This window comes from Rhodococcus yunnanensis NBRC 103083, assembly GCF_001895005.1.
GTDB classification, from domain to species: Bacteria; Actinomycetota; Actinomycetes; order Mycobacteriales; family Mycobacteriaceae; genus Rhodococcoides; species Rhodococcoides yunnanense.
The window spans coordinates 39,016-64,836 of sequence record NZ_BCXH01000004.1 but is presented as its reverse complement, the minus strand read 5'-3'; the positions used below and the strand labels follow the sequence as shown (position 1 = coordinate 64,836).

At 60.5% G+C, this 25,821-nt stretch carries 21 protein-coding genes; 8 read left to right on the top strand and 13 right to left on the bottom strand.

Going from position 1 to position 25,821, the window contains the following annotated elements:
- The first annotated feature begins 52 nt into the window (after positions 1–52).
- The 6 genes from RY1_RS08575 to RY1_RS08550 all read left to right on the top strand — a co-directional run bounded on the left by RY1_RS08575 (position 53) and on the right by RY1_RS08550 (position 6,792).
- Positions 53–1,042, top strand: coding sequence for a hypothetical protein (locus RY1_RS08575; RefSeq protein ID WP_139279772.1), 990 nt, complete (start codon positions 53–55; stop codon positions 1,040–1,042).
- Between the two features lie 94 nt (positions 1,043–1,136).
- Positions 1,137–1,565, top strand: a complete 429-nt coding sequence (locus tag RY1_RS08570; RefSeq protein WP_139279771.1) for a hypothetical protein — start codon at positions 1,137–1,139, stop codon at positions 1,563–1,565.
- Between the two features lie 73 nt (positions 1,566–1,638).
- On the top strand, positions 1,639–1,794 hold the full coding sequence (locus RY1_RS29605; protein ID WP_169914601.1) for a hypothetical protein: 156 nt from the start codon (positions 1,639–1,641) through the stop codon (positions 1,792–1,794).
- A gap of 58 nt (positions 1,795–1,852) precedes the next feature.
- A complete protein-coding gene (locus RY1_RS08565; RefSeq protein WP_072803130.1) occupies positions 1,853–2,077 on the top strand; it encodes a hypothetical protein in 225 nt (74 codons plus the stop codon).
- 365 nt (positions 2,078–2,442) lie between these two features.
- Positions 2,443–4,311: a hypothetical protein gene (locus RY1_RS30290; RefSeq protein ID WP_174565357.1), complete on the top strand. Its 1,869-nt coding sequence runs from the start codon at positions 2,443–2,445 to the stop codon at positions 4,309–4,311.
- Between the two features lie 1,038 nt (positions 4,312–5,349).
- Positions 5,350–6,792, top strand: a complete 1,443-nt coding sequence (locus RY1_RS08550) for an IS1380 family transposase (protein WP_072803129.1) — start codon at positions 5,350–5,352, stop codon at positions 6,790–6,792.
- Between the two features lie 710 nt (positions 6,793–7,502).
- Here RY1_RS08550 and RY1_RS08545 read toward each other — a convergent pair.
- The gene (locus RY1_RS08545; RefSeq protein ID WP_139279769.1) at positions 7,503–8,438 is read right to left on the bottom strand and encodes a hypothetical protein; all 936 of its coding nucleotides are present in this window, start codon (positions 8,436–8,438) and stop codon (positions 7,503–7,505) included.
- Positions 8,439–8,938: 500 nt separating this feature from the next.
- On the opposite strand from RY1_RS08545, the gene RY1_RS08540 reads away from it, so the two are divergent.
- Together RY1_RS08540 and RY1_RS08535 are read left to right on the top strand one after the other, a co-directional pair.
- Positions 8,939–9,553, top strand: coding sequence for an SLATT domain-containing protein (locus RY1_RS08540; protein WP_245819558.1), 615 nt, complete (start codon positions 8,939–8,941; stop codon positions 9,551–9,553).
- The gene (locus RY1_RS08535) at positions 9,550–9,930 is read left to right on the top strand and encodes an SMODS domain-containing nucleotidyltransferase (RefSeq protein WP_169914600.1); all 381 of its coding nucleotides are present in this window, start codon (positions 9,550–9,552) and stop codon (positions 9,928–9,930) included. The genes RY1_RS08540 and RY1_RS08535 overlap by 4 nt, the downstream gene beginning before the upstream one ends.
- On the opposite strand, the gene istB is transcribed toward RY1_RS08535, so the two are convergent.
- The 12 genes from istB to RY1_RS08475 all read right to left on the bottom strand — a co-directional run bounded on the left by istB (position 9,902) and on the right by RY1_RS08475 (position 25,686).
- Entirely contained in the window at positions 9,902–10,669 is a 768-nt protein-coding gene (istB, locus tag RY1_RS08530) for an IS21-like element helper ATPase IstB (RefSeq protein ID WP_072803127.1), read from the bottom strand. The genes RY1_RS08535 and istB overlap by 29 nt on opposite strands.
- 49 nt (positions 10,670–10,718) lie before the next feature.
- A complete protein-coding gene (istA, locus tag RY1_RS08525; protein WP_072803381.1) occupies positions 10,719–12,059 on the bottom strand; it encodes an IS21 family transposase in 1,341 nt (446 codons plus the stop codon).
- 1,492 nt (positions 12,060–13,551) lie between these two features.
- The gene (locus tag RY1_RS29925) at positions 13,552–13,710 is read right to left on the bottom strand and encodes a hypothetical protein (protein WP_156376383.1); all 159 of its coding nucleotides are present in this window, start codon (positions 13,708–13,710) and stop codon (positions 13,552–13,554) included.
- Between the two features lie 346 nt (positions 13,711–14,056).
- Complete coding sequence (locus tag RY1_RS08515; protein WP_072803125.1) at positions 14,057–15,508, bottom strand: MFS transporter; 1,452 nt, start codon at positions 15,506–15,508, stop codon at positions 14,057–14,059.
- Between the two features lies 1 nt (position 15,509).
- Positions 15,510–17,207, bottom strand: coding sequence for an ABC transporter ATP-binding protein (locus tag RY1_RS08510; protein WP_169914599.1), 1,698 nt, complete (start codon positions 17,205–17,207; stop codon positions 15,510–15,512).
- A gap of 68 nt (positions 17,208–17,275) precedes the next feature.
- Positions 17,276–18,961 (bottom strand): ABC transporter ATP-binding protein, encoded by a 1,686-nt coding sequence (locus RY1_RS08505; RefSeq protein ID WP_169914597.1) that lies wholly within the window; start codon positions 18,959–18,961, stop codon positions 17,276–17,278.
- A 77-nt stretch (positions 18,962–19,038) separates the two neighbouring features.
- Complete coding sequence (locus tag RY1_RS08500) at positions 19,039–19,812, bottom strand: alpha/beta fold hydrolase (protein WP_072803380.1); 774 nt, start codon at positions 19,810–19,812, stop codon at positions 19,039–19,041.
- A gap of 5 nt (positions 19,813–19,817) precedes the next feature.
- Complete coding sequence (locus RY1_RS08495) at positions 19,818–21,032, bottom strand: acyl-CoA dehydrogenase family protein (protein WP_072803122.1); 1,215 nt, start codon at positions 21,030–21,032, stop codon at positions 19,818–19,820.
- Position 21,033: 1 nt separating this feature from the next.
- A complete protein-coding gene (locus RY1_RS08490) occupies positions 21,034–22,191 on the bottom strand; it encodes an acyl-CoA dehydrogenase family protein (protein ID WP_072803121.1) in 1,158 nt (385 codons plus the stop codon).
- Positions 22,188–22,475: a phosphopantetheine-binding protein gene (locus RY1_RS08485; RefSeq protein WP_072803120.1), complete on the bottom strand. Its 288-nt coding sequence runs from the start codon at positions 22,473–22,475 to the stop codon at positions 22,188–22,190. The genes RY1_RS08490 and RY1_RS08485 overlap by 4 nt, the downstream gene beginning before the upstream one ends.
- Entirely contained in the window at positions 22,472–24,022 is a 1,551-nt protein-coding gene (locus tag RY1_RS08480; RefSeq protein WP_072803119.1) for an AMP-binding protein, read from the bottom strand. The genes RY1_RS08485 and RY1_RS08480 overlap by 4 nt, the downstream gene beginning before the upstream one ends.
- Positions 24,019–25,686 carry a (2,3-dihydroxybenzoyl)adenylate synthase gene (locus RY1_RS08475; RefSeq protein ID WP_245819557.1) on the bottom strand — a complete coding sequence of 556 codons (1,668 nt, stop codon included), beginning with the start codon at positions 25,684–25,686 and terminating at the stop codon, positions 24,019–24,021. The genes RY1_RS08480 and RY1_RS08475 overlap by 4 nt, the downstream gene beginning before the upstream one ends.
- Positions 25,687–25,821: the final 135 nt, after the last annotated feature.

Below are 25,821 nucleotides of genomic sequence, written 5' to 3'. Positions count from 1 at the left end.
CCTAGCTGTGTGACTATGCAGTGTTGCTGTTTCTCAAGCTTGGAGCGTTGACGTGCGCCGTGTTGTGACCTCTGTCCTGTTGTGTTCGATCCTGGTGGCGGGTTGTTCGTCGGGGAATTCCGCTGACGACCTCAACAATCTGTCCGACGGCGAGGCGCAAAAAGTCCTCGAGAGTATGTCCAGCGATGATGTGGACGACCTCATCGAAGACGCAGCTTCTTCGGGGCGGTGCGAAGACACTGATCTCGACCAGAACATGCCCTGGGAAGACTACAAAGCGGCTTTCGCTTCGGTCGGAGACGAATCATCGGAAGAAACCCGTTCTCCCGAAATCGCCTCACAGATAGCTGAAAGTCTCGATACAAATCTGTCGGAGATCTACGCGCAGACACCTGAGCGTGGGCAAGGCGACTACGCTCGCTCCTCTTGCGAAGCAATGCTGAAAGCGATCTACACCGGGGAGACCGATGTTGTCGTTCCCCAGACCGTCCTTCTGTATGCCGGCTACACAGCCTGTCAGGCTGGTCCCGCGGCCATACAACCGATCGACTCGTTCGATACGAACGCCGCCGCGTCCCCTTTGCCTCAGCTAACAGCAGAAGCCAACCTGCTGGCTGCGAACGTGCTGGAAGCAGAACATGTTTCACTCCCCATGACCGAAAATGCCTTCGAGCACTTGTGCCCTCAAATCGAACACACACCTGTCGAACCCGACCGCGCCGAGAAGATCGCCGAATTCCGCCAGGAGGTAGAGGACGTGGCGGAGGAACTCGGGGTGTGCGGTGAAATCGAGGGGGGAGCCCCGAAACCGCAGCGAGTCTTCGTCCACGAAGGGACGATGGCCTGCGACGATGCTGAGGCTCTTATCACAGCTGGTCTCGACAAGATCCGATCGGAGAGCCTGAAGACCGCGACCATCGACGGTGCGGAATGCAGTGGCGTGACGTTCGGAGACTACGACTCGACCGACTTCGACTTCAGTTTCGCGTGTTACGAACATAACGGAACCGTCATAGGTCTCGCAGCCCAGCCGCAAGAGTAGGTGGACGTACTACGTCAACGCATGCCTGATGCACAAGCTGCGCGTCGTGAACGCCTGGACGAAACCGCGTCGGATTGCCCGGAGGCTGGAGAAATTGGCCTACACAGACGATCTCGACGCCTTGACCTCGGACTTGTCCAACATCCCATACGCGCGTAGCGCAGCTCAACTGCTGGTGGAGCGCGCAAATCCGAGGGTGAGAAGCCTGCTCGGAGCGCTGATGAGCGGCCAGACAACCGCGTCTGCGGCAACAGACATCGGGATCAAACCGGGTACTGCAAGAACCCACCTCTTCAACTTTCGAAAGAACGTCGTCGTCCCGCTCGTCGCCGACGGTCTCCTCGATGCACCCGAGGGCACGATCATCGCCCAGCACATGTCGTTCTATGACGACCTCTTCGATCACCGGAACATCCAGAACGACCTCATGGATGACGACGGCCCCGACGACGATGCGATCGCACCCGGCGATGTATCTGCCGACGTCTTCTCGCCCGAATGGGAGCCTTTCGATGTCTTCTGACCGTAACCGCGGGAACCACCGATGGGCTGCGGCATTCCGCTGGTACTCGCATCCTCTGACTTCCGTGATCGTCGTGGCTGTCTTGAGCATGGGTATCGCAGCGACTTTCGGTCGCGACGGTGGGCTTCTGGCGTTCTTCGCGATGCTCGAATTTCTTCGCGCGTGCGCAAAGGGTGCACAGGAAGAACCAGGCGACGGGTCGTCCGGTCCGGAACTCGACCGAGAGTGACGAACGTGTTCGATCGATTGAGCGGTTCATGGGCGTTCGTACCTGGGAGCATTGCGCTATGACGACGAGACGCATCACGATCGACATCGACTTTCCCAGCACTGAGCCCAACATCGACGACAGGTACTCCGACGCGGCCAGTGCGATATGGATGCTTCTGAAGGCCATGTCCGAGCCCGGCCGGTTCGACTTCTCGGTCGACCACGATGGTGTGCGGCCGAACCTGGGCAAGGAGATGAACGATCGCTGGGACAGCTACGGGAAGAAAGCGAGATGGCACTGATGGGCCGGTTCTTGCGCCAATCGGAAGGAGGTAGCGCGATCGGTGTATCGCGACGGATAGGAGACGGTGCACGTGCACACCGAGGATCAACGCAACGCCATCATCGACTTCTTCCGCCACAGCGACTTAGCCTCGATCCAGCGATGAAATTGGCAGTTACCGCACCGGCAAGGACATCCTGACGACAGCACTGGGATGTGTGGCGTGGTCGGAAGCGTCACCTTCTTCTCGCTACAAACATCTGCCGTCACGCTACCGCCGCCCTTTTGTCGTAGCGCGGCGGTAGCGTGACGGCGCGGCCGCCGCTGGGGCGTCCGTTTGGAGCGGAGGCCGTTTAGGGCGGACTTCAGCTAGGGGTGGTCGAAATGGTCGTTAGCTCGCGATTGAGTGATTCCTTTGGAGGCGGCACCGGTGCACCGGGCGGGCCTCCGTCGGAGAGGCCAGCGTGGTTCAGCTCTGACCGAGATTACGAAGCTTTTCTGAAAACGACCAAGATGGATTTAGGCCCACAATCCATCACTTCGACCAGTATCGAAGTCGACCATCTCGACGAGAACGACCGCAGAACCTTGCTCGGCGGCTATGCACTGCAGAGCACCCTCGAATTTGTCAGCAGGATTTTCGCGCAGCTTGATGACGCTGCCCTAAACTCGCGGACTAATGCCTGGGAAAAGATTCTAGTCAGCATGCTGACCGGGGAGTTCTCGTCCAAGGTCGTCGAATCTGTGGGTAAGGGAAACGTACTGTTACCACCTGCCGCAGTAATTCAACTAATTCGTGAGGCCATTGAATGGTGCTGCATCACCGACGCTGCAACCACGGGAACCGGCAATACAAACCCTATCTTCGGAATCGACGACTTCGTGCTGTTGATGCTGTCGATTAACGGCGATCAGGAACGCCAAGACCTCCCCGACTTCTTTCGGACTTGGCCTCCCACGCAGGACGACCTGGAGCGGTACAACGCAGCGATGGCAGTCGACGATGACATGGTTCGCGACGAGGCTCAGCGGCAAATGCTTTCAGATCTAGCCCGGATGCAAGCGAACGCCACCACAGTGCCAGATGTCCTACTTGGCGACGCCTACGATACCTGGTTCAAAAAGTGGCCAGAGTTGGCCCCACACGACCTGATCGGCGACACCGCTATCGAGGCATTCGAACATGCCACTGGGGTTTCGCTGACCGAATTCATCAAACTCGGGCTCCAGCTTTGGACACGAACCAAGACTGGCGCGGTGACGCTCAACGCCATTGATTTTGCCCAGTCGGCTGATTCGCAGGCTGTAACCCTGATGAAAACTGCAGCATCTCTCACTGTGCAGGAGTATCGAAAACGCCTCAAGGCCGAGCGTAAGAAGGGGTTGCTTGCGCACCGCCGCTATACGTTCGCCGAGCGGCCGCTTATCCGGTTTGGGGACGATGAGTATGTTGCTTTGCGACCTGTTTGGGTGCTTGATCGCCTTTGTGGCTCGCAGCTGTACTGGCAAACCTTCTTTGCTTTCGGCACCGAGAAGGATCCGCGTGGCGAGCAGTTCAGCCTGGCCTCGAACTATGTCTTTGAAGACACCATCGGATACCTGCTTCGTCGAGCGACTCGAAGAGCTCGGCCGACGATCAAATTGATTACCGAGCGGGAGATGCAGCAAGCATGGAAACAAAGGGGCGACAAGCCGTCCGTCTGCGACTGGGTATTGGCTTCCGGCAAGTACTGCCTCTTGGTCGACGCCACTAACCATTGGCTGGACGAGAAAGCAGCGCAGGGCTTCGCTGATGCCGAGGACTACACCGCGGATCTCGAAGACACATTCGTCAGGAGGAAGTTTCTACAGCTGAAGTCAACAATCGAGCTGCTTGCTCAGCGTGGTTGGGAGGGCCGCACCTTCGACGAGCAGACGGTATTCGTACCCATGGTCGTTGTGCCGAACGGAGGTATTCCGCCGAATGTGCTGTCTGATGTTGACCTCAAGCTGCGGTCACACTCCGTCCTCGGGGAGCTCGGCAGGTTCGTGACATCGCCTGGAATCTTGACTTACAGCGAACTTCAAGTTTTCGAGGGAGTGTGCGAACATCGCGGGCCGCAGCTATTCGTCGAAATCCTCGCACGCTGGCGCGTGATGTGCACTGGGGGGATGCCAGTTCGGCCTCAAACCTTCCTCGATATTTCCGAGGTTGATCGACCGATGGGCAAGTACCCGACGATTGCGCGATCGATGCTTATGCAAAGGCTGTAGACACACAGGCAGACGCCATTCTTCTGGCGCCAAACCACTTAGCGGGCTCGAAAAAGCCTGGAACCGCTTCGCAGGTGGCGGGCGTACCCGAAGACGTGGACGTCTTCGAACCGACTCCTGATCTACAGACCGATTTCGTTGACGGCGTTCCCGGACGAGTGGTGCATGTTTGCGACGGTAGTCCTCCACCGGAGTCGAGGCTGGCGTGTCCGGGTTTGGCGGGCGATGGCTGAACCGCCAGCGCCGTTGCGGGTGCCTTGGGCGACGAAACCAGCTCGTAAAGAGTGTCCGCCGAGTTTGGCCAGCGCGGTGTGGTCATAGCCGGCGTGCTCGGCGCGGCCTCGGATGGTTTGGTGGACCGCCGCCCCGCACAGCGCCGTGGCGCCGAGGTTGCCGTTCTTCGCGATCGCCCTCAACAGCGGTGCGCGGGCGGCGGTCCGGGGAATTCCCCATCGCAGACGTGGTCAGTGAACGATGCCGGCTTCCGTAGCAGCCGGGTGATCGAGGGGTGTCCACCGGTGTCGAACGCGGCGAAGATCTGTATACATCCGACACCGGACATACGCGCAGGGGGGCAGGTCTCATAGCAGTCGGTGAACGGCAGCGCCTTGACCGCTCCCCTGCCTTCTTGGTCGGCCTTCGACATTCGTAGCTGAATGTGCAATCCGTCGTGCCGATTCACGGTCACGTCCCCACATGAAAGTTCCGAGAGCTCGCTGCGCCGGAAAGCACCGGCGAACGCCGGTAGCAGAATCGCCGAGTCGCGGCGTTCGAGGACATCGTCGGCATGTAGCGATCCGATGTGAACGAATCGAAGGGCTGGCAAGTCCACGCACGTCGACTCACGTCCATCTGGATGCTCACGAGGCAGTTGTGACAGCGTTGTGACACCGAGCCCGAACACAACAGAGCGTTAAGCCTGAATGCACCGATTCAGTGAGGACTGATCGCACCCAGTAAACACGAAATGCCCTGTAGTGGTGAAGAATAAGACTTCTCACAGAACAAATTCTGACCACTACGAAGGGCATCTCGCAGATGCAACTATCTCACACCCGACCTGTCGCTGCCGCATGCTTCGACGACCCGAATCTGGTGTCCGCGGCGGGGTTGGTGCCGGTGATGGCGCTGGCGCAGAGGTCGGGCCTTCAGAACCTGGCCGATGAGCATCTGACCGTTCCCAACGACACAGGTTCCAACGCCGGCCGCAAGATCGGATCCCTCGTCGCGGGCATGGTCGCCGGCGCGGACAGCATCTCCGACATGGCAATCCTGCGACACGGAGCCATGCACGTGTTGTTCGAGCGGCCCTACGCACCGTCGACACTGGGATCGTTTCTGCGGCAGTTCCGGTTCGGACACGTCCGCCAACTCGACGCCGTCGCGTCCCGGCTGCTGCAGGCTCTCGCCGAACGGACCCCGTTGCTGGCAGGTATCGACACCGACCGGGTGATGATCGATATCGACGACTCCATCATCGAAGTCCACGGCCACGACAAACAGGGCTCCGGCTACGGTTACTCCGGCATCCGAGGCCTGAACTCGTTGATCACCACTGTCACCACCGAGACCGCGGCACCGGTAATCACAGCCCAGCGTCTCCGCAAAGGCGCGTGCGGATCCTCCCGTGGAGCTGCACGGATGATCGCCGACACCCTCACCACCGTCGACCGACTCCGCCAGGTGGTCATCGACACCGGTACCGGCACGCACGTAGCGGTGTCGCCACCGAAACCGTTGTTGCGAGCGGATTCGGCGTATTTCGGGCACCCGAGCATCGGTGCCGCGATCCGGGGCGGGGCGGACGTTTCGATCACCACCGGACTGAACTCGGTGATCAAGACCGCGATCAGCGCGATCTCAGACGATGCGTGGACGCCGATCCGATACACCGATGCCCTCTATGACACCGACACTGAGCGGTGGATTTCGGCCGCCGAGGTCGCCGAGATCCCCTTCACCGCCTTCGCTTCGCAGAAGAAGAGCCATCACGTTCCCGGCCGGCTCGTGGTGCGCCGTATCCCGGATCTGCGGCCGAAGAAAGATCAAGGTCAGGGCGAGTTGTTCGATGTGTGGCGTTTCCATGCGTTTTTCACCACCACCGATCCCGCCGACCTCGATACCGTGACCGCCGATCAGATCCACCGGCGTCACGCGATCATCGAACAAGTCCACGCCGACCTGAAGAACTCCGCCCTCGCCCACATGCCGTCGGGGAAGTTCTGCGCCAATGCAGCCTGGCTGGTGTGCGCAGTGATGGCGTTCAACCTCGCCCGCGCCGCTGCGACACTGACCGGCGACCGATCGCTGATGAAAGCGACGACCGGAACCATCCGGCGAACATTGATCTCGGTGCCCGCCCGAATCGCGTCCTCCGCCCGCAGACTCACCCTGCACCTGCCGCAACGATGGCCCTGGGAAACGAGCTGGAAGGCATTGTTCGACAGCACGTTCGGGCGAGACGCCCACATCCTGGCCTAACCGGGCAGTCCCTGCCCGCCCACAACACGAAAGGCCCAGTGGAACAACCCGATACCCGAGATCGGGCACTCAACCACGCCCAAACACCCGCCAAACCCGCACAATATAATTCACCATCGCGCCCTCAGCCCATCGGTGCATTCAGGTTAAGCTCCTGACCTGCGGAAACAAGATTCTTGGCCTGTGAAATCGCCGAATACCGCGGATTTGAAATCCGCTGCCTCAGTGGTCCACTCAGATCCGGGGTCGGCCGCTGAAGTCCACGATACCACCCGAAAACCGCTGTCCTGGTCCAAGATTCTGGATCCATATGAACTTACGTGCCCCAGTCGGACTCGAACCGACACTGTGCGAATTTTAAGTCCCTAGAAGTGGATTCAGACGTACTCGCATGAACGCGTGGTTCTGTTGCATTGCAACGCTTTTCGTACGTTCTCGGCCAACGCAGTCCAGGGACGAATGTACCCACTTGTGACACCCTGGTGACACCGAACCTCCGTCGCCTCTCCGACGTCGGACAGCCCTGGCCGATTACACACAGCCACGGCATTGGGTGCACGGGGATCAGGAACGCTGTCACGACCCCTGCACGGACTTGTGGCAAGAGGAACGCCTCGCATTCACACTCGACGCGATCGCTACTATCACCGCGCTACATAGATCACCATCGAATTTGGCGCGCTAACACGGCGGATTTAAACCCTGAACATCTAGGCCCTGTCTCGTAGCGCGAACTCTTCCCGCGCGCGCTGCAGCCGGCAATCACACTGAGCATCGCTGGAGATTCGATGGAAGGCGTATCTCTGGCCGTGGCCGCCGTCAGAGAGCCGGAATCCCAGTGCGCTGAGCAGATCCGCTTCAGTGTCGATAGCAGTCAGCAGGATTGAGTCCAGTTCTGAGGCGGCGAGTGCCGTGCGGACGTCCGGGATGTTCTCGTAGAAGGCAATGCGTTTGCCCCAATGTGCCGCGATGTAATCGTTCCAGTTCTGTCTCGAGTGGCTCGACAGAGCTGATAAATCGGGCGTCGGGCTAGAGTTGTATGCGGCGACGTATGCAAGGTGCTTGGTCAGCCAATCTTGCGTTGACATAACGGCGTCGTGAAACTTCTCGACGTCTGAGTTGGCCGGGTCGACCAAGGCATTCATGAGTTCGCAGTTCAGCCAGAACATTGCGTCGTCGGTGTAATCGACGTCTCCGGTCAATGCGACCGGATACGCAAGGTCAGCGAGCGCACGCTCAATCCGAAGTTCATCGATGGCCAGGGCGCCGAGGCACATCAGCTGCCAACGCCACTCGGAGTCAACGAGGTGCTGGCGGCCTCTCAGTCCCTCGCCGCGTTTGCCGAGTTTGACGTGGCCGGCCTCATGGGCCGCGAGCCTCTCCAGGAGGAGGCTGTCACGGTTGCGAAGTTCGGGTGCGTTGAAGACGATGACGTCGCCTGCAGGTGTATGGATCGTCTTTGCAGCGACGATTCCCGCTCCCCTGCCGGCTGAGTAGTCGGGGTTCTCGGTGAGTCGCTGAACGGTGTCGACGAAGTCATCGACGATCGCGACCCGTGCGTCCGGCTCTGACATTGCAGTCAACCCCGCTTCAATCGCGGCCAGTTGATCCTCGCGGAAACCTACACCAGTGACCTCAGCTTGCATTGGCACCCACTCTGTTCACCGGGCCCGAAGCTAACGCTCCAGGGTTCGGTGTTCAGCATAGGTTTGGGCACCGACAAGACCTGCGGCGTTAGTTCCCGCCCGACAGGTCGGGAGGCGAGTAACGAGCCTCCTACTAACACCCGCCTGTTGCAGAGGCATGAGAACAAGACCAGACGGCGAGACCGTTCGTGATTCTCATCAACTGCTTACTGAGGGCGCTAGCAAATCGGTGGGCGGCCGCGGACTACTACTACACCGGCCCGTGACCCCACCAAGATCGAGTTAGTTGCGAGGGTGACGGCGCTCATCGAAATTCCCCACTAGCGTTCACTGAAATTCGCCACCCGTGTGGCACCGCCAACGAGGGCGGGTCTCCCACGAAGCTGATGGTCTCTGACCACGCACCAGCGATCCGAGGTGTCCTTCGTGTCGGTGGCCGTTGGCATAATTCGCGGATACCTACTGGGATGCACCGGCCCGGTGACGGAGATCGGAGAAGCGTGGCGGACGAGACAGCACCTGGCAATACGGGTCAGACACGACGAGATCCATACCTGCTTGCTCAGGTGCGAGAAGCATTCGGGCGCGTGGTTTACAGTCACAAAACCCGAGAGAAGCAGGCTGACATCTGCTTCACGAAGCACCGGCGGCAGCAGGGAGTCCTTGTCGCCCTTACTGCTATTAGCTCAGGAACCTTCCTGGTCGCAGTGGTCGGCCTCTTCGGAAACCCGGTCCTAGCCAGCCTGACGACGTCGTCCATTGCGCTTCTCGTGACCTGGATGAGCCTCGGCGCGAGAACCTTCAAGTTCGCGGACGAGTCCGACGCCCATCGCGTCGTTACCACCCAGCTCTGGGATGTCCGTGAGTCCTACATCTCCTTGATCTCCGACTTGATGTCCGGTGGCATCTCCGATGAGCAAGCAAAGACGCGGCGCGACGAGCTCCAAGAGGCCACGAGCGCCGCCTATGCTGATGCGCCGAGGACGACCGCAAAGGCCTACACGCGCGCTCAAAAGGGGCTCAAGCACACCGAAGAGATGACTTTCACACCCCGGGAGATCGACCTGTTCCTCCCCGAAGCACTTCGCCTCAATCCCGGCGAGGTGCGGCAGTGAAGACGTCCGAGGTCTTCGACGGTCTACTTGCGAACCTCAAGGTCGGCGACACGGCGACCACGGTCGGTTCACGGCGGGACGAGATCACCAAGTCGCTGAACAAAGACTTCCGGTCCAAAGACGGTGACACCGCCCACAAGCTGATGGTGGGCTCCTACGGCCGTCACACCGCCATCAAGGGCGTCTCCGATCTCGACATGATCTACATCCTTCCTCCGAGCATCCGGGGCGACTATGACAGCAAGTCTGGCCCGCGGAGAATGTTGGAACGCGTCCGGAACGACCTTATCGGTGGACGACCTCACGTGTCGGTCTGTGTACGACCTGATGTGTCGGTGTCCGGCAGGTTCATGATGCCGGTGGTTCGACTGGTGTGACAAGTCCTTGCCGGTCTTTGAGTCGGTAGCTGGGGCCGTTGATGGCCAGGACGTCGCAGTGATGCAGGAGTCGGTCGAGGATGGCGGTGGCGAGGACGTCGTCACCGAGGACGGTTCCCCACTCGGTGAAATGCTTGTTGCTCGTGATGGAGCCTTTTTCGTATCTGCGGCTGATCAGCTGAAAGAACATGTTGGCTTCGTCGCGGTCGAGGGCGAGGTACCCGACTTCGTCGATGACCAGCAGTGACGGGCGCATGAGGTTGGCGAGTTGGCGAGGGAGCCGGTTCGCGGCGTCGGCTGCTTTGAGTTTGCGGACGAGGTCGTCGAGGGTGGTGAAGTAGATCGATTTCCCGGCTTGGCAGGCTGCGACTGCCAACCCGATCGCGATGTGGGTCTTGCCTACTCCGGGTGGCCCGAGAATGGCGATGTTGCTTGCGCCGGTGAGGAATTCGAGGGTTGCGAGGTCGCGTACCCGGCGTGGTTCGAGTCCAGGTTGGAAGGTGTAGTCGAAGTCGTCGAGGGTTTTGTGGTGCGGGAGCCCGGAGAGTTTGAGTGCGTTGCGGAACCGCCGTGATTCACGGACGGCGACTTCTTCGGAGAGGAGATGGTCGACGAAGTCGAGGTAGCCCATCTGGGCGGAGTCGGCGCGGGCAGCGGATTCGGTGACCGATTCGGCTGTGTGGCCGAGGCCGAGCCGGAGGGCGTTGTCGATGATCCGTTGGGTGGTCAATGAACTCATGGATGTGTACTTCCCGTTCGCGAAGATGTTGTGATGTTTGGTTTGTGGCCTAGACGGCGTAGGCGGAGAGTGGTCGGTGTTCGACGTGGATGTGACCGACGAGGGAGATGACCTTCGCGGTCAGCGGATCGGATCCGTCGACGCCGCCTGACGCCGGTGCGTCGGTGGTGGCAGGGTCGCTGCGTCCGTCGGTGGTGGCGCGGGTGTGGCCGTCGGGCAGTGATGCCCAGTGCGCCGGGTCGACGATCCAGGCGCCGCGGACGTGCGAGCGTGTGTGCACGGCCAGGACAGTGCCACCGTCGCGGTCGAGGGTCGCGATGGCGATGGCGATGTTGTCGTTGCCGGCGCGGACTTGCACTCGTTGACCTGCCCTGACCCGGTCGGCGGGGACGGAGTAGAGCGAAGCTTCGAAGGAGATCAGTGAGTCGTTGCCGATGCGCCGTAGATGGGCTTCGGGGACCAGATACGGCTCGGCCGGGATCGGACGCAACGCCGCGTGATCGACATCTGCTCGGACGCCGATGACCTCGCGGTGCGTGCGGTGCACCTGGGTCCGGCGGATCGGGACCCAGTCCATGAAGGTGCGATCGGTGTCGGCGAGGTCGGTGAACGTGCGGCCGGCGAGGACATGATCGCGGACTATTTTCACTTGCCGTTCCACGCGGCCTTTGCCGGTGGGCCGGTAGGCGGCGAGGACGTCGATGTCGAAGCCGTAGTGTCCGGAGAATGCGACCGCTGCCGGGTGCAGCGGTACGGCATGTCCGGGCCGGACATGTTTGCGGACAATGGTTTTGGTGCGGTCGTAGACGATCGAACCAGGCACGCCGCCGAAGTGCGCGAAGGCCCGGATGTGGCTGCCCCAGAACGCGGCGGCATCCATCGAGTGGGTGTAGCAGCAGAACGGATCACGTGAGAACGAGAGGGCCATGTGGAAGGAGTAGACCTTGCGGCCGGTGCCGAACAGGTCGCCCTCGTCTCCCCAGTCGACCTGTGCTTGGGCGCCGGGGATCGTTTCGAAGCGGCGGTGCAGGTTACCGAGGACGGATTCTTCGGCGCCGAGTTCATCCCGAATGATCGGATGTGCTGTGCTGCAGTAGATTTTGACGCGTTGGTAGTTGACGTTGACTGATTTTTCGTTGGTGAGGCGTTCGTGGATGACCGAGGCTGCGATGGTGATGTCGGCGCGCAGCATCTCCTCGATCAGTGCGGCGATGTCGTCGGTGATGGCACGTTGCTGGGTTCCTGCTCGCGAGGTCCCCTGCGGTGGATGGGCGGGTGCATCCTCGGCGAGGTAGCGGCGGACGGTGCGCCAATCGCAGCCGCATTCGCGGGCGATGTCGGCGTAGGTCGCGCCGGCCTCGTGCAAGGTTTTGAAACGGCGGATGTTCATCCAGGATTCTCCATCAAGGATCATGGCAAGGGCCACCCTTCGGGTTCGTCGACTTGGCGGTAGACGATTCGAAGGGTGGCCCTTGTCGTGAGCGAGTTACGACAGGACTCGCCGAGCACCTACATATGAGGTTGTACGGGGACCGTCACGTGAGGGTGTACACCGATAGGTGTATTGAGCAGGTTAAACCGGTCGACGCACCAATGTACAAGCGAAGCTATCCGGTGTGCTTTGTGATGAGAACGGTGACATCGTTGGGCCGTTCACGTCGTGGAAGTGCCGAAACAAACTGCGCCGAGCAGACCGACGTTGGGCGAGTTCACGGAGCCCGGAACAGATCGCGAACCGGCTGCCGATCGGCAATCACGACAACGAGTAGATGTGCATTTCTCACGAGGCGATCTACCACTCCGTCTACATCAAAGGCCACGGTGCATTGGAAAAGGATCTGGTCGCGTGCCTGCGAACCGAACGAGCCTTGCGCAAACTGAGGGCGCGAGCGAAGAAGCTACGTCCTGGACTTATCGCCGCCGACGTCACCATCGGCTCGCGGCCAGACAAAGTGACAAACCGCGAGACGCTCGGGCATTGGGAAGGAGATCTCATCATTGGGCTGAGCCGGACCGCGGTACGCAGGTCGTGGAAAGAACCAGCAGCTTTACGACCTTCCTACACCTGCCTCGCAAGCACGGGTACCGCGATGCACCCCCGGTCAAGAACGGGCCGGCACTGTCCGGCTACGGATCAGTGTCGGTCCGAGACGCACTCGCCGGTGCACGGCAGGGCTTCCACCGCTCCCCTACCCTCTTGGACGGAGTTCGACTACCGCAGCCGCGCGTGCAGTCCGGCGAGCCGGCTTCATCAACTTGCGTTCGCCGGACTGCATCAACTCGATTGAAACCCTACGAAGACGAGAGTCCCTTCTTGAGGATTGGACACCTTCTGGAACGCGCGTGGTAAGGACCCCGTTTGGTGAGCCACTTGATCCGTGCCCCCGCGAATCCAGCTCAGCTGACCACTATTACCGTCAGCTAAGGATATCGTTCTCGACCTTTTGAGAAAAGAGTTCGTTTGTTGTCTGACCTTATGCTGGAGCTCAACGCTGTCTATTAGATTCCAAACGTCACTTCCATGTGCCTCAGTTACCTTGATCCGTACCGGACTCGTCGGCTCAAGCAAAGTGATTTCTCCCAGGTCAATGTCACCGAAGAACATCAGATTCAATGAGTCTGAACATCTGTACTGCAGATATGTCGGTGTCCTGGGTAGATTTCCTGTATAAACTTCCTGTCAGGCCCAACTCCCGCCGTGAGCGCATCGGTGGGCTCTGGCAGGGTTGCGTCGACGGGAGTCGAGCCCGAGATCCCGGTGGCTGTGCTGAAGCGAATCGCGAAAGCGGTGGAATCGTCACGGTCCGAGGGGACTCGCCGGACCTAAGCCCGTGGGGTGGAGACGCTTCACCGGGTGGTGCGCGCGCGAAGGTCACGTCGCGTTACTGGCGCATCCCGTCACTGTCGCTGCCTATTTCGTCGACGCCGCGGACACTCGCATCGAGGGGGCGGGCGTACACCGTCGCCACCTTCAGTACCTGGATCGCGGCGATCACCGCCACCAGCACCGCACCACGGGACGCCTGTGCTTGTCCGCGCACGAGCTTGTGGACACGACATTGTGCGGAATTCGCCGGGAGTACGGCGGCGCCGGAGACCGACCCCGAACACTTCGAGACCCGTCGCTCGTGGAGGACATCAAGCTTTTGGTGTGAACTGCACGGGGGTGCTGCCAAGGTTGTGCCGACGAAGTAATCGAACGCCGGGATTTTGCAATCCTGCTGCTCGGCGTCGCCGGCGCCTACCGCTGTAGCGAACTCGCCGATCTCGTCTTTGGGGACGTGACCTTCAGCCGGCTCGTGATCTCATCGATCAGTGTCCGATCTCGGGGTTTCCTCTGCTGGGCCAACTGTTGGATACGGGAAAGCGACGGTAGAAGGATTCGATTCATCGAGAGGAACGTCGAGTAAGGACTCCGAATGAGATGAACACCGCGGCGAGCATGAGTGCAGCCACGATCGCGTAGATCGTTGCATTCGCAGATGCTAGATCAGTTCTGGTGAAGCTCTCAGCGTCAGTTCCAGCCCTAGCGGCGAAGACGATCCCGAGAATTGCGGTGCCCAAACCTGCCCCGATGGGGAAGAAACTGTTAACCAGACCGGTTGCCATGCCAACCCTCCCGATCGGCACTGCCGAAGTGGTAACGGCCATGAGCGGGGTGTTAGCGAGGGCAGTGCCAATACCCCAGATGACGGTAGCGGGGAGCAGCAACCGTGGGTCTTGTTCCTGACCAATCTGCCATGCCAGCAATACTGATGCAGCGGTCATCAATGCGAATCCCACGCCAAGAAGAGTCCGAGGATCAAACCTGGACTGCGCGTTGCCGGCCCATAGGGACGCCGCCATGACCGCTATCCCGAGCGGCACTAACAGAAAACCAGTCTGGGATGGGCTGTATCCAAAGCCACTCTGCAGCAAAATAACCAGGTAGACAGTGGCTCCGACTGTGCCGACTCTGTTAAGAAGCGCGAGCAGAGATACGCCGACAAATGTGCGATTCCGCACCAGCGCCAGGTCGAGAATCGGAGCCGACGCCTGGAGTTCGCGAAACCCGAAGGCGATCAGTAACAGGGCTCCGAGCCCGAAGGCCGTCAGAGTGCTGCGGTCGCTCCAGCCACTTTCCTGGGCTTTCGCCAGGCCCAAATTGATACTGAGGAGAGCAAACCCGAGCAAGACCGCGCCGGCGAGATCGAAGGCTGCGACGACAGTGGGATGGAACTTATCGTCCGGCTCTAGCAAGGATCGCACCAGGAAAAATGCGACTATGCCGACGGGGATATTAATCAGAAACATAGATCGCCAACCGACGGCATCGACCAGGAAGCCGCCAAAGACAGGTGCCAGGACGGCGGCAACGCCAAGGACGGCAGACCAGATTCCGATAGCACGGGCCCTGGCGTCCTCCGCGAAAGTGCGCGCGATCAGGGGCATGACGCTGGCAAACATCACTGCAGCACCTACACCTTGGATCGCCCGAGCGATGTTGAGCATGAGCATGGTGGAGGCCAAGCCACAGATGAGCGAGGCAGCCGCAAACCCCGCGATCCCGTACAAGAACATGCGCTTGACTCCGACAGCGTCGGTTAGCGATCCGCCGATCTGGAGCAGGGAGCCGAATGCGACCGTGTAACCGATTATGACCCATTGCAGACCGATAAGAGAACTGCCGGAAAGGTCCTCCCCGATAGCAGGCAGTGCCACGGTGACGATTGTCATATCGATCGTGAACATAGCGGTTGCAGCGAGGACGGCCGTAAGTACAAGAACCTGTCTCCGGTCGAATCGAGTTTGTATGTTTGAAGCTTGTTCGTTAGCGGGGGGCTCGGATGTTTCGCTCATCTCACTCCTCCCTTGTGTGGGAAGCGAACCTGTGAGTCGTTGATCGCCATTGTGAAGTGTCAGTCCGCGTGTTAATCATGCGGCGGAACTGCTCTCCTGCCTCTGCGAGGTCGGTGGGCGTTCCTGATTCGATGACTCGCCCGCCCTCCAATACGACCGCGTAGTCGGCGGTGGCGATCGTGTGTAATCGGTGTGCGACTATCACAACGGTGCATCGTCCGTGAAGGTTGCTCACCCACTTCTGAACGATTCGTTCGGATAGTGGATCGAGAGCAGCGGTGGCTTCATCAAGGATTACGATCGACGGGTTCTGCAGCGCGACACGAGCGATCTGCACTCGCTGACGTTCGCCGCCCGAAAGGTTGTTGCCCCGCGGACCGACCTGGGCATTCCACCCACCCGGTATGCGTGCGATGACTTCGTCGAGACCGGACAGCGTGGCCACACGATCAAGTTCATCCTGGTTTGCGTCAGGCCGGTTAGCGGTGACGTTGTCTCGGATAGTTCGGTCAAGCAACACGACCTCCGGCATGATCACGCCGATACGGGTGTGCAGATCAGCGCTGCTGATGTCGCGTGCGTCGACTCCACCAATCCGTACCGCCCCGGTAGTGGGGTCGGCGAACCGGGGAATCAGTCGCAGCAGTGTGCTCTTGCCAGCGCCAGATGCGCCGACTATCGCCACCGTTGATCCCGGGGGGACGTTGAGGTTAACGTCCGACAGGGCTGGTTCCGAACTCCTGTCATATCGGACGCCGACATCATCGATTTGTATCGACAGCGCTTCTCCCTCCGGCAAGGATTGCGGCTCAACGGGTTCCGGTAGGGATGGGGTGGTCAGGAAGTCGACCGTGCGCGTCACCGTCGCAGAAGAAGTGCGCAGCATCCGAGCGACAGCGGCGACAGTCATGACGGGTTCGGCGAACCGCAACGCGAGCGTTGACAGCGCAATAAGGGTGGCGACATCAGTCGGGTTGTCGAGCAGTCTGATCCCCACCACCAGAACGATCGCAGCAACTGCGATGTTCACGGCGGTGCCAAACCCCGTCCGTGCCGCGATCTCCGACCTGACACCACGCCTAGCTGTCTCGTCGAGGTCGTCGAGCGCACTGGTCAGTAGCGCCATCCCCAGGTTGTTCCGGTCTGCGGACCGCAACGTCGTCTGCGATTCGGCGTACTCGATGATGCGCGCAGTCGCTTCGGTATTAGCCGCATGGTCGACGTGCTCAGCAGCCTCTAAGTGACGTGTGGTGACACGATGCACAAGGTAGAGCAACGGGATTGACATTCCCATGACAACAGCTGCTGTGGGACTGACAATCGCGGCGAAGACGACGACTATCGCGGGAGTGACTATCCCGCGTGCAAGCGCGGCCAGATTCAGCAGAATGTTTCGAGTAGTGCTGATAGCGCCGGGCCACAACAGTGTGAGAACTTCGGCATTACGTGATGGAGTGAACCAATCGAGCGGGAGTGTGCGCAGGTGTTCGATTTCGAGAACCTGGACCGCCGCCATGGCATCAAATGTTGCCCGCGTGCCTTTCTGGACGGTCCACGCGTGCGCGGCGAGAGCCAAGACGGTGGCGATAGCAAGCAAGAGTAGCCATCGTGTGGAGGCTTCGGAATCACCCTCGATGATGGCCGCTAGGGTCGGCAATGTGAGACCTACAGCCAGGCCTTCCAGTACGGCGTACGCCACGCTGCGCCGGATCTGTGCGCGATACCCGCGAACGGTGTCGCGGTCAAGAACCGCAAGCAATTGTCCAATCATGCTGGCTGCCTCCCCGGCTGCGGGGCAGCCTCCCACATTTCTCGGTACACGCCCGGAGTTTCGATCAATTCGGAATGTGTTCCTGTGGCTGTGATGTTGCCGGTTTCGACCACAACAATTCGATCGGCGCCGACGACTGAGTCGAGTTGATGTGCGATGAGTATGACGGTGCGGTCACGGACGATCTCGCCTAGCGCGGCGTGGATTTCAACGGCCGATTCAGGATCGACATGTGCAGTCGGTTCGTCGAGTATCAGAATCCGCGGATTTGACACCAGCGCACGCGCGATCGCAACGCGCTGGCACTCCCCGGAGGACAAAGTGATGTCGTCGCCGACCACAGTGTCATAACCTTGCGGCAGTGCCAGGATACGGTCGTGAATGTTGGCGGTGCGTGCTGCTGCGACGACCACTGCATCGTCGGAGTCCGGGTGTGCGAGTCGGATGTTGTCTCGCACGGTGGTACGTAGCAGTACGGCCTGTTGCGGCAAGAGCGCGACTGTGCGGTTGAGATGTGCAGGGTCGATCTCTCGGACATCGACACCGCCGATGGTCACTTGCCCTTGTGTGACATCGTGGTGACGGCCAATCAGCGAGCAGATGGTGGATTTGCCCGATCCGGATGGTCCGACGATGGCCGTGAACGATCCCTGCTCTATCCCCAACGTGATATCGGAGAGTACCGGGTCCACCCCGTACCCGAAAGTGACTGAGGTGAGCTGAATTTCATCGCCGGTCGGCCGGAGCGGACGATCAGAAACCGAGAGCGGGATGACGGCAAGGATGCCTTCAATGCGGGTAGCTGCCATCGCTGCCGAGACAATACCCCAACGCGCCAGAGTGATCGCAGACGGTGCCGCGGCCACGATGACGGCTGCGACGACGAACGGAACTAGATCTGTTGGCGGTCTCGTCGTGTCCTGTATGAGCCAATACCCTGCAAAGAGCGCGACAAAGAGACCAAAGACCGGGTCTGTGAGAGCCGCAATCTTGGATCCGCGTGACTCCTGTTCCAAGTGCGAGTCAACGATGATCTGGTGGAGCTTCTTCTGCGCGGTAAGTAGTCGGGTGGTACCGGTCGTCGCAGCACTTGTGATTCGCAGGGTGACCGCGTCGCGCATTTCCTCGTTCGCAGCGGACACTAGAGCCGATATCGCAGCGCCTTGTTGAGCTTGGAAAGACTGTGCCCGCAGAATGATTCGTTGCTGAACGATATAGTGGACTCCGGTCGGAATCAGCATGATCAGTGTTAGTCGCCAGTCCACAGTCAGTAACCACGCCACCACAATGACAGGTGCTACGAAAGATTGGATGAGTTCGAGGCGTCCGTGTGCGACCGCTGAGTGCAGGGCCTCGACATCCTCTCCTAACGTCGCGAGCGCCTTTTCGGAAGCGCCGGAATCGAACCAGCCCAACGGGAGTCGTCCGAGGTGATCAGCGACCGACCGGCGCACCGACCGGCGCACCTGCAGATCAGCTGTGTGGGTCGCATAATATGCGCACGAGGTCAGGAGAAACCCCACGATCGCCGCCCCGCACACGAGTCCGATGCCCATATAGATTCGGCCCCTCGCGTCGGTGCCAGCGGAGTGCGCCTCGAACGCCGCATCGGCTATCAGCCAGATCCCGAACAGGGGTACCACCGACAGCGCGGACGCGATGACTTGCAGACCTGTCGCCACACGCGTGTAACTGGCAGCGGGAGCGCTGAGTCGACGCAGGGCGGTCCGGTCCACAATCGGAACCGCGTCGAATCTTCTCAACATGGATATCCGTGGCCGGAGGTTACCTCCGTGGCGAATTTGCTGAGGTATTCGGATGTCTCCTCCAGGGTTTCTAGGTGCGGATGATGTGCGATGCCTGCAAGGATGACGGTCCGAACCGGGCCGCTCACGTGCTGCTGCACCAGATCCACCTGGCGCAATGAACCGAAGCTGTCCACTTCCCCCTGCATAACCAGCACAGGGTCAGTGATCGAGGGCAAAAGTGGGGTCACGTCGAAGCTCCGAAATTGTGGGGAGAGCCAGACGTCAGCCCAATGAGCGAACAACTCTGCCGGGTCGTCGTGGAACGGGGCGAGCGAAGCCGCGATGTTGTCGTCGAATCTCTCTTGGGCAGTGCGAATTCCGTCGAGGGTGCATTCCTCGACCACTACGTGGGGAGCGATCAATATCGCAGCGGTCACGGTGTGCGTAGCGGCGTAGATTGCAGCAATGGTGGCACCGTCGCTGTGTCCGACAAGGACCGGGCTAAGCGAGACCGAGAGCGTGTCCAACACCGAGGGAAGGACTTCAAGGGCTTCGTGGTGAAGATAGTCGACTGAGCGCTCTCGTGTTCCCCCAGACCCTCCGTAGCCATGTCGGGAGTAGACGAGCGTCGGCATTGATGTGAGCTGGGAGAACAATGCCGGGAGTCGTCCCCATTGTGCGATGGAACCGAGACCCTCATGCAGGAACACCGCTGTAGGCAGCGCCTCATTGCCTGGATAGTGCTGATACTCGATGTCACCGTACGGGTGGTCGATGGTGGGCATAGACCTCACCAAGCCTGGGTTCGTACGTCAAGCATGTTGTCTCCCAGTCGGGCCCGCGCTATGTAGTCGAGGCAGGCACTCGGAGTGGCCGGCATGATCGAGCAGAACTGCACTTCGCGGAGCAGTCGCTGCATCGGCGCGGCGAAAGCCATCGACGTCGAACCTGTCACCTGTACGGCATCGCTTGCGAGAGCTTGTGCGCTGGTACCCAAATGATGCTTTGCGGCATAGATCAGGGCGTTCGCATCCTCGGTACGCTCGGCTACCGCTTGTGCTGCCCGATGCGCCAACGATCGAGTCGCTTCGAACGTGACAATCATGGTGCCGAATTGTTGTGTGAGTGCGATGTCGGTGCGCCGCCGGGTATCGCGAGCTAGGTGGTCGGCGACGAAATCGACAATCGCGGTGGCGAGTCCCAGGTAGGCCCCCAGGTATCCTGCTGCCATCCAGTGCGGATCGCGGATTGCCTTGAACAGCGACATTCCCTCGACGCCGAGGTAGAGCCGTTCCTGCGGAACGATGGTTCCATTGAGCAGCATTTGTGCTGTCGAAGTGCCGCGCAACGCACTGCCGCCCCAGTCGGACGTGAACTCCACGCCCGGATCGTCTTTTTTGACGACGAAATGCGATACTTCGAAGTCCGAGTCGGTGTCGGCAGGCCTGGCCGAGACAACGTAGTAGTCAGCAACTCCGGCAAGCGAAACGAACGACTTGTGGCCGTCGATGACGTAGTTGTCCCCCTCTCGCCGGTAGGTCGTAGACAGCCCTCGCAGACGAGCTCCGTTGCCCGGTTCCGAAGATGCGGACGCGAAAAGCGCACCTCGCACTACCTCGCTCACGACCCAGTCGCGGAAGCGTGCGGAGCCGGCAGAGAGACCACCCGCCTCCGAATCGAAGAGATTACCTATCGCGACGTTGTGCATATTGAAGCCCAGCGCGGCGGCCCCGTTGTACCGGGCAAGGTCGGCCAGCAACAGTGTGTAGTCGGCGAAATCAAGCCCGTATCCGCCATCTGCAACGGGTACCAATACAGTCGACAAATCGGTCTCTGCGATCAGTTGGTAGGCTGCCTCGGGATTGGTCTGGCCGCGATCTACAGCGTCCGCGAGTTCGACCAGACGTGGACCTATCCGCCCAACCTGTGCTCGTGCGGCGTGAAGTCCGCTATCGGATTCGACTGATGACTTGCTACGGTCTTCCAAGTCTGTCGGGTTCGGCATATCAGTTCTCCACCGGTAAGGACAGCTCTCGGGCTATGGCAATTCGCAGTAGGTCGTTGCTTCCCGCGTAGATCGACGACGCGAGTGCTCCGGGCAGGTCCACAGCAAAACCTGAGTCGGCTATAACCGAACGGGCACCGAATAATTGGCCGGCGAGGGTCTCGAATTCCATCAAGTCCTGCGCACAAGAGATCTTCACCATCGCTGCCTCGGTGGTGAGCGCACTGGGTCTGGTTCCGGCGTCGAGTCTTGCCGCAATGTTGGTTACCAAAGCTCGCACGCGATGAGCCAACACCGCCATGTCTGCAATGCGCGCCGCGGTGAGCGGACTGGCTCCCATCGGACGGTCGAAGTGCCGTCGTGTCGTCACCCATGCAGTGGCACGGTCGAGGACGTTATGCATAACTCCGATGGCGTAGCTCATCAACAGCGCGCGCTCCCACGTCGTGGTGACAGATAGGAATGCGAGCCCAGCTCCCTCGGCGGTTACCGTCTCCTCCGCACGAACGACCACATCGGTGAAGTCGAGTGCCCCCATCGGCACCGCAGGTAGTGCTCGCTTAGCGAAAGGCTCGCTTCGGACGATGCCGGCGGTATCGGTGGGAATCAGGAACGCGGTGAGCGCGAAAGGGTGCCGGCCTGGACTCGTTCGTGCAAATACGAGGGCTAGGTCAGCGACTGGCGCTGCCGTGACGTAGGCCTTACGGCCTCTGAGTACATACGTATCGTTGGTATGGGGTTCCGCACTGGTGCCCATCGACAGTGGGTCACTGCCCCCTGTTTCTTCGGTCAGGGCATGGCACAGCATGATCGAACCGTCCAGGATTCCGGCGCGTTGGTCATCAGTAAGCGCGCGGAGGTTGCTGAGCGGCCATTGAATGCCGAACAACTGCGATGTCAACGCGTAGCACAGGCCCGGTTCAATTCCCCCGCGGCCGAGCCCTTCGATGACGGCGACGGCGGCGATGATGGATCCTTGGGGGCGCTCAGTTTGCAAGGAGTCACGCATCATCGCAGCGACGGGGGGAAGCGCAACCAGTCGGCGCCAGGCTGCCCGAATGGGCAGCTCGGCGATCTCCGGTGCGAGTTTTGCAGCGAGAGTGGCGGTCTCGCGGGTAAGCGCCGAATGGTCCACGTCAACTGCTGTTCCCCGGGTCATCGTGTGCTCTCCGTCAGTTCATGAGTCAGCGCCGCATGCAGACTCGCAGGAGTCCGGAAGTTTCGTGCCACGGCAAGGCTTTGCGGCAGTTCGCCACCGACCAGCCGCTCCAGTTCCGCAACGATCTTCACCACGGTCAGCGAGTCGAGGAGACCTGTTAGCAACAGTTCGGTATCAGCGTCCACAACTGTCGGCTCCGCTCCCGGTGACCTCACGGCCTGGGCAATTACGGTGCACACTGCGTCGAGGCTCGGAGCGGAGGGGCTGTCGATGTTAGAGCTCATGCGATGGTGTCCTCTCGTTGGGTATCGATATCGTCAGCGAGGGACCGGACCTGGTGTAGGTCGATCTTCCCTCGGGAATTCCGTGGAATCGATGTCATTAGGGTGATTCGATCGGGCAAATGCGGCACGGGTAGCGATCGGTGCAGGGCGGTCCGTACATCGGACAGCACGGTTACCTCTCCGTCACTGGTTGGTTCAACAAACAGCACCACTTGGTTATCGGGTCCGGTGGGAACAGTGACACAAGCGCGCACCCCGTTCACCTCGCCGACCAGCGTGTCGATGCCCGCCAAATCGATTCGATAGCCACGTCTCTTGATTTGGGCGTCCCGTCGGCCGTGCAGGTAGAACCGCCCGTCAGCGCCCCGCGAGGCGATATCGCCCGTACGATAGGAGCGGCGAGTTACCCTGTCCGGGAACGTAATAGAGGTGGTGGGGTCGTGCAGAATCCCATCGATCAGATACCCCCGAAGTAGCGACGGTCCAGCGACAACCAGTTCCCCTTTTCCGTCAGTGGGCGTGAGGTCGTCGTCAACAAGGCAAACGTCCAGACCAGCACAGGGAAGCCCGATCGACAGTCGCTGATCCGGAGCCCAATTCGCAGCAATCAACTCGATCGTGCACACGTTTGTCTCGGTGGGACCGTAGAGGTTGAGCAGTCGTGCGGTGCCGAACAGTGTCAACAGTTCGGCGAGAGAACGCTCCGGGTACGGCTCTCCGGCAAAAGCGATGGTGCGCAACGCTGGTAGCGCCGCATGACCCGCATCGGCCTGCACGCCGCTGGGGCTGGCTATTGCATCGGTGATTGACCGCAGCAGCGTGGGGACCGCATAGATCGTGGTGATCCGCTCGTCCCCGAGCCATTCCACGAGATCCTGAGGAAAGGACTTGAGAAAGTCGGGGACTAGGACGTGAGCAGCACCAGCGGCGGCTACCGAAAAAATATCGAACGTGCTCAGATCGAATGTCAGTGCGGACTGCGCGGCAACTCGATCGACCGAGGTGAGTCCGAAAGCCTCCACGGCGGCTGCTGCGAAATTGGCGACTGCGGCGGTCGATAGCAACACCCCCTTGGGGACGCCTGTGCTCCCGGAGGTGAAAAGTAGATATCCATCCTCAGCATCGGGGGCTGGGGCGTCCGGGTCGACGGCCAACAAGAGTGAACCAACCTTGACCGCGGGCCAGTCGACACCCACATCCCGCAGGGACGGGAGATGGGCAGCATCAGTGACGATGCAGGCGAGGGCCGCGCCAGACACTAGGGTCGCGGTCCGCATGGCCGGATCTCGAACGTCGAGTGGTGCGACGACCGCCTCGACTCGGACTGCGGCGTGAACTACCACGATGGCGTCGATCGATCGCGGCAAGTAGACGCCGACACGGCACCCACGGTCAACTCCGCCAGTGGTGAGGGCACCAGCTACGTCAGTGACGCGCCGGAGTAATTCGGCATAGTTAAGGGAGTGGCCGTCGGCGACGATGGCCGCCCTGGTCGGTGCCGTGCGCGCCGATCTACTGAGGAAGTCCGCTAGCCGGGGCGCGGTCATCGGCTCACGACTGCGGCCGGAGTGTCAGCTTCCAGTAGCCGGCGGACCGCGCCCTTGTCGATCTTGCCGAGTGGGGTGAGCGGCATGGTGTCGACGCGCACCACGCGATCCGGGCTCTTGTACGCCGCCAGCCCAGCTTCGGCGAGGAACACAGAGAGTTCGCGACGGGTTGGCGCAGCCCTGCCGTCGGTGACCACGACTGCCACGGTGCGTTCGCCCAGCGTGTTGTCGGGTAGTCCGATCACAGCGACGGTCTCTATCGTCGGGTGCGCGATTAGGTGGCCCTCGACCTCGGCCGGGGCGATCTTTTCCCCGCCGCGGTTGATTTGTTCCTTGATGCGACCGACAACCGTGAGGTGACCCGAATCGCTCTGTCGGACAAGGTCCCCGGTCCGGTAGAATCCGTCTGGCGTAAACGCGGTGTCATTGAGTTCCGCCGCACCCCAATAGCCTCGCAGGGTATATGGCCCGCGAGTGGTCAATTCACCGGCCTCACCGTTGGGAACCTCGCGGCCGTTCTCGTCGACGACCCGAACCTCGTCGGCCGGTGACACTGGGACTCCCTGTGCGCTGCAGAGGATATCGACGTCATCATCGAGATGGTTGGCACAAAAGAGCCCCTCGGACATTCCGAGGATCTGCTGGAGAGTGCAGTCGAAGTTCGCAACGATCTCTCGGGCCGTGTGGTCGGACAATCGTGCAGAACCAATTTCGAGGATCTTCAGCGATGACAGGTCTCTGTTAGTGAAGCTCTTTTCGGCAAGCCAGGCAGGCGCCAACTGCGGATTGATCGCCGTCATGGTGACCCGTTCACGTTCGATCAGCTCGAAACAGTGCGCGGGATCCGGCGATTGGGATAACACGACCGTGCCGCCTGCGTAGATGGTGCCGAGGATGCCTGGACAGTTCCAGGTGAAGTTGAATGCGATGGGCAGTATGGCGAGGTAGATGCTTGACCGGTCCAGTCCAGACCTTTCACCGGCGGCTCGCGAGTTGTACAGATAGTCGTCGTGCGTGCGCGCGATCAGCTTGGGCATCCCGGTCGTACCCCCCGACAACAGCAGTAGAGCGATATCGGACGAGGACACCGAACCTGTTCCTAGGTGACCTGTAAGGTCTCCGGTCTCATCGCCGTGGGTGACACTGGCAAAAGAGAAAAATCGGGCATCCTCGCTGTATTCGCCGAGGTCGCCCACCACCAGAACGGCTCGAATCGACGGGTAGGAATCCGCAACCCCGGCGGCGAGCGCACGGTGGTCGAATCCGCCGATCAGATCGGTGGTTACATAGGCGACGGCCTCTGTCATTCGTGCTAGATGCGTGATCTCCGCACGCCGATGTCCGGGCTGAGCATGCACCGGGATCGCGCCGAGTCGCTGAAGCGCAAACCACGCGGTGACGAACTCTCCGCAATTTGGCAGCTGAATGATGACACGGTCACCTTGTTCAATGCCGAGTTCGCGCAGCCCGCGCGCGAGCGCACTGGCCTGGCGGTTCAGTTGCGCATAGGTTGTGCGGTTGACGCCGTCGACGATGGCGGTTGTGTCTCCGAAGTTATGCGCTCGTTCACGTAAGAAATCGCTGAAAGTCGTTCCTTGCCAATATCCCTCGGCTCGATATCGCTCAGCGAAATCTTCGGGCCATTTGGCCGCTGCCTCGTTCACTCGATTACCCCTCCGTCGCATGCTTGTGGTCGACGAACACGAAAGTTATTGACCTCGTAGCCGTTGACATGACCGTCCGGTTCGCTCTACGTTGACTGAGCTTAGGCTTTGCTTACCAAGAGTCAAGACCTCCCC

Bases quoted from the DNA above. Each gene is read 5' to 3' on its own strand.
- RY1_RS08565 (WP_072803130.1), top strand. From the start codon at position 1,853: ATGACGACGAGACGCATCACGATCGACATCGACTTTCCCAGCACTGAG.
- RY1_RS30290 (WP_174565357.1), top strand. From the start codon at position 2,443: ATGGTCGTTAGCTCGCGATTGAGTGATTCCTTTGGAGGCGGCACCGGT.
- RY1_RS08550 (WP_072803129.1), top strand. From the start codon at position 5,350: ATGCAACTATCTCACACCCGACCTGTCGCTGCCGCATGCTTCGACGAC.
- RY1_RS08545 (WP_139279769.1), bottom strand. From the start codon at position 8,438: ATGCAAGCTGAGGTCACTGGTGTAGGTTTCCGCGAGGATCAACTGGCC.
- istB (WP_072803127.1), bottom strand. From the start codon at position 10,669: ATGAGTTCATTGACCACCCAACGGATCATCGACAACGCCCTCCGGCTC.
- istA (WP_072803381.1), bottom strand. From the start codon at position 12,059: ATGAACATCCGCCGTTTCAAAACCTTGCACGAGGCCGGCGCGACCTAC.
- RY1_RS08515 (WP_072803125.1), bottom strand. From the start codon at position 15,508: ATGAGCGAAACATCCGAGCCCCCCGCTAACGAACAAGCTTCAAACATA.
- RY1_RS08500 (WP_072803380.1), bottom strand. From the start codon at position 19,812: ATGCCCACCATCGACCACCCGTACGGTGACATCGAGTATCAGCACTAT.
- RY1_RS08495 (WP_072803122.1), bottom strand. From the start codon at position 21,032: ATGCCGAACCCGACAGACTTGGAAGACCGTAGCAAGTCATCAGTCGAA.
- RY1_RS08490 (WP_072803121.1), bottom strand. From the start codon at position 22,191: ATGACCCGGGGAACAGCAGTTGACGTGGACCATTCGGCGCTTACCCGC.
- RY1_RS08485 (WP_072803120.1), bottom strand. From the start codon at position 22,475: ATGAGCTCTAACATCGACAGCCCCTCCGCTCCGAGCCTCGACGCAGTG.
- RY1_RS08480 (WP_072803119.1), bottom strand. From the start codon at position 24,022: ATGACCGCGCCCCGGCTAGCGGACTTCCTCAGTAGATCGGCGCGCACG.